Below are 9,903 nucleotides of genomic sequence, written 5' to 3'. Positions count from 1 at the left end.
CTTCAACCATGGCGTAGTCGATCAGCATAATCCTACTCCCCTTTTGGGGAAGGATTTCCACAATATTTACCCGACTCAGCTCAATCAAGGCTTCACGAACCGGAGTACGGGAAATTCCCAGTTGGGCTGCGATCTCGTTCTCACTGACCATGCTCCCAGGTTCCAATTGCAACGAAATGATGTTTTCCTTCAGCTGACGAAGAGCATACTCCCGTGCTGTCTCTCTTCCCTGCCGAGGTTCAATTTGCATATTCTTTCTCCTACCACCAATTTACATTGTATCATTTTTGTCTATGTACTGAAACTGTTATCTCTGTACGCAGTATGAATAGTCCCGTATTCCCAACCCCAACTGATTCAAGGATAGCAGCATGAGGAGAATATCCTCATGCTGTAACACAATTACATTGCTGGACCAAAAATCAAGTTTGGAATGAACAGACTGACCTGCGGAATAAGGGTGATAATTGCCACTACTATAAAGATGGCGACAAAGAATGGTGCCGATTCCCTCGCTGTCTCCTCTGGGGAACACTCCATGATTGTAGACGTGGTATAGAGAGCTATACCCACAGGAGGCGTCATAATCCCCATCGTAGTCACCGTCATCATGATAATACCGAAATGCACGGGATCAATACCCAAAGATGTCACTACAGGAAGCAGAATGGGGGTCAACAACAATGCAACAACCGTTGTTTCAACAAACATTCCGCTGATGGTCAGCAGTACGATAATGATCAGGAGCATGAGTGTTGGATTACTGGTGATACTCATCAAGGCACTTGCGATTACCTGTGGGACTCTGTCATAGACAATACCATAGCCAAATACACCACTCATTGCGAGGATGAGTGTGACCACGGCAATATCCTTGGAGCTGTCCTTCAATGTCTTGTAAAAGACTTTCCAGGTAAGTTCCTTATAGATTACCGCTCCTACAAAGATTGCATATACTGCCGCAAATGCACCTGATTCAGAAGGAGTCATGATTCCAAAACGGATAAAGACAATCAACAGAATCGGGAAGAGCAAGGCCCAGATGCCATCAACCAATGCTTTTATGACTTCAGTGAAGGATGCATGCTTAGGGTTGTCCGGCAGATACTTTCGTTTCCTTGCACTGATATCAACAGAAACCATCAATGCAATCATCATGATGAACCCTGGCAGCAAGCCTCCGGCAAACAATCTGCCGATGGAGACCTCACCAATGGACCCATAGATGATCAAACCCATGGAAGGAGGGATGGTGGCCACAATGAGAGAAGAAAGTCCATTGATGGCAGATGACCAACCCTTGGAATACCCACGCTTGGTCATCTCAGGACCAAGGATTCTTGACTCCATCGCAGCATCCGCATTCGCTGACCCAGAGACACCACCCATCAAGGTGGACAATACACAAGATACTTGGGCGATATTGCCATGCATATGTCCCGTCAGGACATCAGCAAGCTTCATCAGACGCTTGGTAATACCGGTGTTGTTCATAAGATTCCCGGCAAAGATAAAGAGGGGAATCGCCAACATGGTGAACGATTGTGTTGTTGCCAAAACCTTCTGCACCACAATGGTGTATGGAAGACTATCAGTTACCATAAAGAATGCCAGTCCAGAGATACCAATTGCAAATGCTACCGGCATACCCAACAACAAGAACATGATAAAAACAATTGTTGCTACACCCATACTACTCATCCCTCCGGCCTTGCTCCCAGAAGGAAGCTGGTTTCTTAATAATTTGAGACAATCGGATACTTGCTGAAATGATCATAAGAAATGATCCCACCGGAACGCTCAATGTTGCCCAGGAATAACTGATAGGAAGCACCTGGAAGAGCCGCTTCCTGTTCTGGATCAGCAATGGAATACCAAAATAGACCAGAACAGCCAAGAAGATGATAATCATAATGAAAAAGACAATCTTGAGTCCTTTCTGAACCTTTCCTGGAAATTTATTGGCAAGCAACTCAACCCCAATAAGATTGGTGTTTCTGACAGCAAGATCACCACCAATGAAAACCTGCCAAGCGAACAGTAACAGGGAGATATCAACCGCCCAGTTCAAGGGATGTCCCACTGTTCGTGATACGGCAGAGACAAAAACCAGGATGGTGATTGCTACCAGGAGCACACTGGAAACCAACTCCTCAAAGTCGCAAAACTTTTTATATCCTTTCTGTAAGATATTCATGTATTGAATCTCCCTCACGTCTAACATAATGATGGGATAGCTTTGGAGACCGCTGCTATCCCAACATTATCATGTTGCGGAGCTTAGCTCCTCTTTATGTTATTTGCCAATCTGAGCGTAGATTTCTTTTCTCAAATCGCCAAATCCGAGTTTCTCATACGCAGCATCACTTGCTTTGACAAATGCGTCAACATCTGGCTCAATGATTTTCACGCCATATTCAACAAGTTGCTTTTCTGTCTCAGCAATCTTGGACTGTACGTAACGAGCATTCTTCTCTCCAGCAGCCCTGGTTTCCTCGAGCAAAATCGTCTGAAGATCTTCTGGCAAGGTCTGGAACCATCTCTCACCAACGATCAAGCCATTGATCAGCTGGAAGTGCTCAGTGCGGATCATGTAATCCAGAACCTCATAGATTCTAGCGCCAAGAGCAGCGGTAAGCTGGACCTCACACCCATCAACTGCTTTGGACTGTACAGCTGAATAGGTTTCACCCCAAGGCATAGCAACCGGAGTAGCCCCAAGTGCGGCAACACTCTCTGCCCATGCAGGAGCACCAGGAGTTCTGATCCTCTGTCCGCTCAGATCTGCAGGAGTATATGCTTCCTTGTTCAGGAAAAAGTGTCTTCCTCCATCATACCAGTTGAAGGAGAGGATGCGAATCTCATTCTCTTCACTCAACTCCTTCTCCCATTCCGCAAACTTTGGGCTCTGGGTTACTGCAAGTACTTCATCGTAGTTGTTGGCAAAATAGGCCATTCCGATGATTGCAATATCATTCACATAGTTGCCCATGCGTCCACCATCGGTAAGGACTGCAACGTTAACACCCTGCAATGCCTGCTCGATTACATCCTCATCACTTCCCAACTGTGCAGAGGGATAGATCTCAACCACCAAACGGCCTTCTGAGCGAGCCTTTACACTTTCTGCCAGCTGCTTGAAGCCCTCAACCATGGGAGAAGTTTCATTCAACTGAGTGGAAAGCTTCAAGGTATATACCTTGTCACCTTTTTCCCCACCACCCTGGGCAAACACTGATGCAGTAGCTACAACCAGTACCAACAAGATTGTTACGAAAACTCTTGCTTTTTTCATAGATTCCTCCAATATCAAGTCGAAATTCTTTGACATACTAGTATACTAACCGCATATTTTTTATTCTGTCAACAAGAATATTCAAGAAATACAACGTTTTCCTTATCTGTCTTGAGATATTTTATTTGTTATATTTTAATTACTTAGAAGATTCATACAGAGAATTCGTCGCCAAGAGGCTTATATGCTGAAAGGTACCCATACCGTCCAGAGGAGCTTATCCGAAACATTTTCACTGAATCAGGATAAGGACTAACCATACTCATACACAAAAGGCCAGTGGTCGGGAAAACCACTGGCCCAAGGGAGTCGCGTTGCTTGGCAATAAAAGTAGAACCAAGATGTAGTACCGGACATCGCGTAAGAGAAAAATACCCAACACCAAGTAGATCAAAGTAGTAGGACATCGCTGGGACTGAAGGGCTTTATCCCTGCCAGCAACCTTCTATTCTTCTCCTTATCATATCCCTTCCTAGGTACAAGCATATGCTGGAATGTCTGAAATTGTCAATATACCTAGGGAGTATACTATTTGCATATATAAATTTATCGATTTTCTTTAGCACTATTTATTTACTGGTAAAAAGTACCCGCTTCTGTCAGAACATATCTCGTTTTTTATGTAAAATTTGCAGGTTTCTTGTCTATCCCCAAATTATTCGCTCTCAGCTATGTCATAGCAGAAATAATAAGTCACTCTTTTTTTATCTACATATTGACCAAAGAGAGCACTTCCTCGTATATTTGTCTATGGCAATTATTGCTAAATAAAATTACTTATGGAGGTTTGCATGATTGATCTCTGCGCCATCCGAAAGTTGCAGACTTCCCTTCGCAACTTCGAGGACCAGTTGAAGCAGCAAACAGGACTCTCTTTCAACGATGCCTTGTTACTATGTGCGGTAAAGAAGGGAATCTGCGAACCCAGTGCCTTGGCAAAGGAACTGGAACTTTCCCCATCCCGGCTTACCCGCATCTTGGATAGTCTGGAGAAACGTAAACTTGTTCAGAGAACCTTGAGTATCATGGATCGAAGAAGCCTTACCGTTGCCCTGACCGAAACAGGCAGTGAAATGGTACAAACCTATAATTGTTCAGAACTCAACCTTCCAAGCGAACTACAATTCACTCAGTCACCCAATAACTAGGAGACCCTATGGAAAAGAAATACCTTATCATCGGAGGAGTCGCAGGAGGGGCAGGTACTGCCGCCAGACTCAGAAGAAGGGACGAAAAGGCCCAGATCATCATGTTTGAACGTGGTGAATACATCAGTTACGCGAACTGTGGTCTTCCCTATTACGCCGGTAATGTAATAACTGAACGCTCCAGATTATTTGTCATGACCCCTGACAAGTTCATGGAATCGTTGAACGTGGAAGCTCGTATCCAAAGCGAAGTCGTACATATCGATCGTGAAGCAAAGACCATCCATGTAAAGGACCTGAAACGCAACACGGAGTATGATGAACGCTACGATGTACTCATCCTCTCCCCTGGGGCTAGCCCGGTTAAGCCTCCCATCCCTGGGATAGAGCACCCGGCAATCATGTCTCTTCGATCTGTCAGCGATATTGATAGCATCAAGGAAAAAGTTGACAGTCCAGCAACCAAACGTGCAGTGGTAGTCGGCGGTGGCTTTATCGGCATTGAGATGGCAGAGAACCTGAAGGAGCGTGGCCTACAAGTATCGGTTGTGGAAGCGCTCGACCAAGTCATGAATATCATCGACTACGACATGGCAGCGGAAGTACAGCAACACCTCAGGGCAAAAGGGATCAATCTCTTCCTGCAGGATGGCGTAGCCTCCTTTGAGCATCATGGATCACTGGTCAGTGTACGCCTGCAATCGGGCACACTGATCGATGCAGATCTGGTAATCCTCTCCATTGGGGTGAGGCCCGATACCGCATTCCTCAAGGACTCAGGTATTGAACTCGCAAAGAACGGGGCAATCAAGGTAGATGAATATTTCACCACCAACGACAAGGACATCAGGGCAATAGGTGACGCCATTGTCTTTGAAAGCCCGCTTTCAGGGAGCCCGGTAACGATCCCCCTCGCCGGTCCTGCAAACAAGCAAGCCCGCCTCTGTGCAGATAATATCGTGGATGGGAACAAGAAGCCCTATACCGGGATCATCGGTACCAGCATTGCAAAGATTTTTGACCTGACGGTTGCTTCCACAGGTCTGACCGAGAAAGGCTTGAAAGCCGCCTCTCTCCCCTATCGCTGCGCTATCACCCATGTGGGCAATCATGCAGGATATTATCCCAATGTAAGACAGCTCTCCTTGAAAGTACTCTACCACCCAGAAACAGGAAAAATCTGGGGAGGACAGTCCGTAGGATATGGTGGGGTCGACAAACGTATCGACATTATCTCCGCCTTCATTGGGAAGGATGGTACGGTCTATGACCTGGCAGAATTCGAACAAGCCTATGCTCCTCCCTTCTCAAGTGCCAAGGATCCCGTGAACATGGTCGGCTTCATTGCCGTCAACGTCCTTGAAGGTATGAGCGACACCATCAGTTGGGATGAAGCAGAGGAGGCACGGAAAAACGGCACCTTCATGCTTGACGTTAGAAGCGAAGAGGAGTTTGAGCTCGGTGCAATAGAAGGGGCTGTGAATATCCCCAATACCGATCTCCGTGACCGATTGAAGGAAGTCCCAAAGGACCGCGACATTATCCTTAACTGTGCCATGGGTCTGCGTGGCTACTTTGCCGAACGCATCCTTCGCCAGAATGGCTTTAGCCGTGTAAGGAACCTCACAGGAGGCTTCAAGACCTATGACAGTGCAATGCGCGAACGTGAATTGCTTGAGCATAAGACGGTACTGAACATCAAGGAAGAGAGTGCAACAATCGACAATCTCAACGAAGATGGATCATTCCGCAGAAGGACAGAGAATAAGATCTTCAAGGTAGACGCCTGTGGATTGCAATGCCCCGGTCCGATTATCCGACTCAAGAAGGAAATGGACAAACTTGAAGAGGGGGACCGCATAGTCATCAAGGCTTCCGACCCTGGTTTCGGTGTTGATGTACAATCCTGGAGCAAGCTCACCGGCAACAACCTTGTTTCGGTGACCACAACAGAAGGGGTTATTGAGGCCGTTGTTGAGAAAGGAAATGCAAACATCTGTTCAATGCCTGACTCAGCTGGAGAGAAACCTGCCATCTGTGCTCCCGATAATGGTGCAACAATGGTTGTATTCTCCAATGACTTGGACAAGGCCCTCGCATCCTTCGTGCTTGCAAATGGAGCTGCTGCCTCAGGAAAACAAGTTACCATGTTCTTCACTTTCTGGGGTTTGAGTGTACTACGCAAGAAACAAGCACCACCGGTCAAGAAGGATTTCATGGGGAAGATGTTCTCTAGCATGCTTCCCAAGGGAATGGACGAGCTTGGACTCTCCAGCATGAATATGGGAGGATTGGGAGCAAAGATGATGAAAAGCCGCATGAAGAAGAAACATGTCGACCAAGTCACCCAGATGTTCCTGGATGCAAAGAGCTCAGGAGTCCGCATGGTGGCCTGCCAGATGTCTATGGATATCATGGGCATCACCAAAGAGGAACTGCTTGACGGCGTCGAGGTAGGAGGCGTTGCCACCTACATGGGTGCCGCATCAGAGAGCAAAGTCAATCTGTTTATCTAATTCCTAATAGTGGGGTGGCCGCTGGTCCGAAGGGGCTACGTCATCCCCCATTTCATCCACCACATCAGAGACACGTTTTTCCAATGCTTCGAGACGGCTCTTCAGAAGTCCGATTTCTTTGGCTTGTTCAGTGACCACAGAATCGAGGGTTACGATCGTCTCTTCCGCATAGGCAAGTTTCATTTCAAGCTTCGTCAGACGTTCTTCCATAGTAGTCTCTCCTTGTATGCATATCCTATCATGAGTGCGTTTCCTCGACAACTCATCAGTGATGTTGCAAAACTGCGTTCATTTGTGCAAATAAGCCTTGTAAGATGGAACATCCATGGTATACTGACTTGTATTTTGTTGCAGAATGGTGCAAATGAGAGGGATTAGTGTATGAAAGGCGAACGCGTTGCACAACTTGAGTTGTTGCTTCACTCCCATCCGGAAGGACTGAGGAGAGCCGAGATTGCGCGCCGTCTTGGCGTCCACCGCTCGACGATCAGCAGATATGTTGATGAATTGAAGCAGTATATTGATATCTTTGAGGAGAACAACCTCATCAAGATAAAGAGCAGGGAAGAAGATGAGAACATTGCCCTCAGTGTGTATGAGAGCCTTGCATTCAACCTCTCCGCGGAGATGCTTGCGACCAGCAGTGAGTACCAGAATCCACACCTTGCTTCTGGCCTGAGAAAGATTGCAATGAATATGCGATCCTATGCTCCGAAGATCAGTGAGAATATCGTCAATCTCGCTGAGCAAATCGACAGGAAGATACAGGAGAAGAAGGAGTGCAGCAAGTTCAACTCTGTGTTGGAAGTGCTTATTGACTCCTGGGTATCGGGTCGTATTGTGAGAGTTGTACAGAGCCTGAAAGGATTTGACCCCATTGAGACAGAACTTGCCCCCTACTTTATAGGGTTCCGGGAAGAAGACACCGGAGGACGGCATCCTATCAGTGTGACGGGAAGATTACGCCATACCACTGAGATCATTACCATCGATATCAGCACCATTACCAGTGCAATCATCCTGGATGAGACCTACACCATCCCGGACAACCTTAAACCATTCAAGTTCCATGAAGCCGAGGAACACTACGAAGCCATCGATATGATTCCGCTAAGCCTGAGGCTCAAGGAACGCTCAGCAATGAATGTCTTTCGCTCGGTAGTGCATGGAACCCCTGTGTTCGAGAAAACGGAAGGTGGGGATCTTATCTGCAACATGGATGCAGAGAACTCGATCGAACTCTATCTGAGAATCATCCAGTGTGGTGACTCAGTGGAGATATTGGGACCTGATAGTTTCAGGAAGAAATTCTGCAAGATGCTGAATAAAATCCTGGCTCTCTATCAGTAATAATTATCTTGCCCCTTGTCATGAATGTCGTTATGCTATGGGGAGGAGGAAACAACTATGAAAGAGTACGAATGCGATCTTTGTGGGTATGTATATGACCCGAAAGTAGGTGATCCCGATAACGGAATCAAGCCCGGAACAGCCTTTGAAGATCTCCCCGAGGATTGGGTTTGCCCTCTCTGTGGAGCTCCTAAGTCTGACTTTTCACCCCGCGACTAATCACGTGGGTTTCCAAGAACGGGGATGGTACTGCCTTCCCCGTTTTTTCATATCCAGAGGAGAAATATTTCATGTTCAGAGCGATGCGTAGAGCAAAGCAGCAACTCAACGATGAAGAGACCATGGCCATACTTGAAGCAGGTTCCTATGGTACGCTTGCCTGCCTTGGGGACGATGCCTACCCATATGCAATTCCCCTCAATTACGTCTACCTTGACAATAGGCTCTACATGCATAGCGCCAAACAAGGGCATAAAGTCGATGCCATTGCAAACCACAAGAAGGTGTCATTCACCGTTGTAGGTCAGGACCGGATTGTAAGCAAGGAGTACACCACCTACTTTTCCAGTGTCATTGCCTTTGGGAAGGCGCGATTGGCTGAAGGGGATGAGTATACAAGAGCCTTTACGGCCCTCACTGATAAATATGCAAGCGACAGGCCGAAACAGGAACGCATAGAGCAGATCAGAGGGTGCAGCCAGGCAATCATTATCGCCATTGATATCGACCACCTCTCAGGTAAACAAGCAAAAGAGTTGTCTCAGAAGTAACACATTATAGAAAACAAATAGTTACCTCAGAAAGAAAAACCTTATTCCCTGTACACGGATAATGAAAACCATAGTACATTGAAAAGAAATGAAATGGAGGAATCTATGGCAATGTTAGAAGTTATCGAGAAGAGGAGAGCCTATCGTGCTCTCGATACAAAACCCATCAGTGAGGACATCCTGGTCCGTCTTGCAGAAGCAGCACACACCGCCCCCTCATCCATGAACAACCAACCATGGAGACTGGTGACCGTATCTGATGAAACAGTATTGGAAAAACTCAAGGAAGCACTGGCTCCTGGGAACTACTGGGCAAAGAAGGCTCCCGCGTTGGTAGCGGTGGTAACCAACAACGCCTGGGGAATGACCCTTGGTGAACGCCACTATGCCCCATTTGAACTGGGTATGGCAGCGATGGCGTATCAACTTCAGGCTGTACAGGAAGGACTATATGTACACCCCATCGCTGGGTTCAATGCCGATCTGGCAAAAGAAGTGTTAGGCATTGCTGATGAAGACTCCATCATGGTACTGATGGTGGTAGGATACCCAGGAGACAGCTCCCACCTGAGCGAAAAACACCTGGAGAGTGAAAACGGTAAACGCGATCGTCTTCCCTTGGAGAACGTGCATGCATTCAACCATTTTGATAAGCAGCTGAAACCAAAGGGCAAATAGTCCTACTGAAGATGCACAATCTCCTGATTGATTACCTCTTTGAGCCGCTCTTCTTCTGTGATGATCATCTCACTCTCCTTAAGGAAGGTGCTGCCGATCATTGCAGCAGCGAGGAGAGCGGCCAAGGTAGCAAGCAACATGGGGGC

11 protein-coding genes are annotated in these 9,903 nt (G+C 46.9%); 6 read left to right on the top strand and 5 right to left on the bottom strand.

What is annotated here, in order from left to right; all coding sequences use genetic code 11:
- The 4 genes from JF818_RS10940 to JF818_RS10925 form a co-directional block, all read right to left on the bottom strand.
- Positions 1–250: GntR family transcriptional regulator (locus JF818_RS10940; protein ID WP_198892048.1), on the bottom strand; the 250-nt coding region annotated here is incomplete at its 3' end.
- 152 nt (positions 251–402) lie between these two features.
- Positions 403–1,692 carry a TRAP transporter large permease gene (locus JF818_RS10935; RefSeq protein WP_198892047.1) on the bottom strand — a complete coding sequence of 430 codons (1,290 nt, stop codon included), beginning with the start codon at positions 1,690–1,692 and terminating at the stop codon, positions 403–405.
- 1 nt (position 1,693) lies between these two features.
- Positions 1,694–2,197: a TRAP transporter small permease gene (locus JF818_RS10930; RefSeq protein ID WP_198892046.1), complete on the bottom strand. Its 504-nt coding sequence runs from the start codon at positions 2,195–2,197 to the stop codon at positions 1,694–1,696.
- Between the two features lie 99 nt (positions 2,198–2,296).
- Positions 2,297–3,295 carry a C4-dicarboxylate TRAP transporter substrate-binding protein gene (locus tag JF818_RS10925; protein WP_198892045.1) on the bottom strand — a complete coding sequence of 333 codons (999 nt, stop codon included), beginning with the start codon at positions 3,293–3,295 and terminating at the stop codon, positions 2,297–2,299.
- A 791-nt stretch (positions 3,296–4,086) separates the two neighbouring features.
- Between JF818_RS10925 and JF818_RS10920 the strand changes: the two genes are divergently transcribed.
- Together JF818_RS10920 and JF818_RS10915 are read left to right on the top strand one after the other, a co-directional pair.
- Complete coding sequence (locus JF818_RS10920) at positions 4,087–4,443, top strand: MarR family winged helix-turn-helix transcriptional regulator (protein WP_198892044.1); 357 nt, start codon at positions 4,087–4,089, stop codon at positions 4,441–4,443.
- An 8-nt stretch (positions 4,444–4,451) separates the two neighbouring features.
- Positions 4,452–6,959, top strand: a complete 2,508-nt coding sequence (locus JF818_RS10915) for an FAD-dependent oxidoreductase (protein ID WP_198892043.1) — start codon at positions 4,452–4,454, stop codon at positions 6,957–6,959.
- A gap of 3 nt (positions 6,960–6,962) precedes the next feature.
- Here JF818_RS10915 and JF818_RS10910 read toward each other — a convergent pair whose 3' ends face one another.
- On the bottom strand, positions 6,963–7,169 hold the full coding sequence (locus JF818_RS10910) for a SlyX family protein (RefSeq protein ID WP_198892042.1): 207 nt from the start codon (positions 7,167–7,169) through the stop codon (positions 6,963–6,965).
- A 171-nt stretch (positions 7,170–7,340) separates the two neighbouring features.
- Between JF818_RS10910 and JF818_RS10905 the strand changes: the two genes are divergently transcribed.
- From JF818_RS10905 to JF818_RS10890, 4 genes are all read left to right on the top strand, one after another.
- On the top strand, positions 7,341–8,309 hold the full coding sequence (locus JF818_RS10905) for a YafY family protein (protein ID WP_198892041.1): 969 nt from the start codon (positions 7,341–7,343) through the stop codon (positions 8,307–8,309).
- A 57-nt stretch (positions 8,310–8,366) separates the two neighbouring features.
- Positions 8,367–8,528 (top strand): rubredoxin, encoded by a 162-nt coding sequence (gene rd / locus JF818_RS10900; RefSeq protein ID WP_198892040.1) that lies wholly within the window; start codon positions 8,367–8,369, stop codon positions 8,526–8,528.
- A 71-nt stretch (positions 8,529–8,599) separates the two neighbouring features.
- A complete protein-coding gene (locus JF818_RS10895) occupies positions 8,600–9,079 on the top strand; it encodes a pyridoxamine 5'-phosphate oxidase family protein (protein ID WP_198892039.1) in 480 nt (159 codons plus the stop codon).
- Between the two features lie 105 nt (positions 9,080–9,184).
- Positions 9,185–9,757 carry a nitroreductase family protein gene (locus JF818_RS10890; protein WP_198892038.1) on the top strand — a complete coding sequence of 191 codons (573 nt, stop codon included), beginning with the start codon at positions 9,185–9,187 and terminating at the stop codon, positions 9,755–9,757.
- Positions 9,758–9,903: the final 146 nt, after the last annotated feature.

The sequence above is a fragment of the Sphaerochaeta sp. S2 genome, from assembly GCF_016406725.1.
In the GTDB taxonomy this organism is placed as follows: Bacteria; Spirochaetota; Spirochaetia; order Sphaerochaetales; family Sphaerochaetaceae; genus Sphaerochaeta.
Note: the sequence above shows the minus strand (reverse complement) of the source record. Positions and strands in the feature narration are given on the sequence as shown.